The sequence below is a fragment of the Pseudoalteromonas sp. Ld19 genome, assembly GCF_045064135.1.
Classification (GTDB): Bacteria; Pseudomonadota; Gammaproteobacteria; order Enterobacterales; family Alteromonadaceae; genus Pseudoalteromonas; species Pseudoalteromonas aliena.
The window spans coordinates 1-1,278 of sequence record NZ_JBISHA010000004.1 but is presented as its reverse complement, the minus strand read 5'-3'; the positions used below and the strand labels follow the sequence as shown (position 1 = coordinate 1,278).

Genomic DNA, 1,278 nt, shown 5'->3' with positions numbered 1-1,278 from the left:
CTGTCAGAAAAAGGAGGAGGAGGGAGGAAAAAGAGGGAAAAAAAGAGGGAAAGAAGGGGGAAAGGAAGAAGAGAAGAAAGAAGAAAAGGGAAAGAGGAAAAAAAAAGAAAGAGAAGAAGAAAAAGAGAAGGGAAAAAGGAAAAAAGAAGGAGAGAAAAGAAAGGAAAAGGGGAGGAAGAAAAGGGGGGGGAGGAGAGAAGGGGGAAGGAGAGGGAAGGAAGGAAGAGGAAAGGGAGAAAAGGAAGGAGAAAAAGGGAAAAGGAGGGGAGAAGGAAAAAAGGGGGAGGGGGGGAGGAAGAAGGGGGAGAAGGGAGGAGGGAAAGAGAGAGGGAGAAAGGAAGGGAGGAGAGGAGGGAAGAGGGAAAAAAAAAAGAAAGCCAGCTAAGGGAAAAAAGGAAGAGGGAAGGGGGAAAAGAGGGGGAAAGGAAAAGAAAGAAAGGAGGGGGGGAAAAAAGAGAAAAAAGGGGGGGGAGAGGAAAGAGGAGGAGGAAGGGGAGGGAAAAGGAGGAGGGAAGGAAAAGAGGAAAGAAGAGGAGGGGGAAGAGAGGGGAGGAGAGGGGAAGGGAAAAGAGGGGACAGAGAGGAGGAAAAAAAGAGAGAGAGAGGGGGAAAAAAGAGGGAAAGGAAAAGAAGGGAGAGGAGAGAAAGAGGGAGGGAGAAAAGAGAAAAAAAGAAAGACAAGAAAAGGGAGAAGGACAGGGAGCGAGGAAGGGGAAAGAAAAAACGGACAAAAGGACGGAAAAGGAAAAAAGGAAGAAGGAGAAAGAGAAGGAGGAAGAAGAAAAGAAGAAAAAAAGGGGGAGGGAGGGAAGAAAAAAGGAAGGGAGGAAAGAGAGGAGGGAGAAAAAAAAAAAAAGAAAAAAGAAGGAAGAGAGAAAAGGAGGGAGAAGGAAGGAAGGGAGGAAGGGAGAAAAGAAGAGAAAGAGGGAAGGAGAGGGGAGGAAGAAAAAGAAGAAAAGAAGGGGGAGAAGAGGGGAGAAAAAAAGGAGGGGAAGAGGAGGGAGGAGGGGAGGAGGGAGAAGGAAGAGGGGGAGGAAAGGAGGAGAAGAGGGGAAAGGGAGGGGGGGAAGAGAGGAGAGAAAAAAGGGAAGAAAAAGAAAAGGGAAAAAGGGGAGGAAAAGAAAGGGGAAGGGAAGAGGAAGAAAGAGAGGGGGGGGGAGGGAGAAGAAGAAGAGGAGAAAGAGGGAGAGGGAAAAAAGAGAGAAAAAGAAAGGAAAGAAAGGAAAGGGGGAGAGAGAAGGAAGAGAGGGAAAAGGAAGAAAAGAAGAAGAGGAGGAA

The 1,278-nt window shown here is 47.7% G+C and carries 1 protein-coding gene; it reads left to right on the top strand.

Annotated features, from left to right (window positions below; translation table 11 throughout):
* The coding region (locus tag ACJJVZ_RS00020; protein ID WP_405621550.1) for a hypothetical protein at nucleotides 1–1,278 on the top strand (1,278 nt) is incomplete at both ends.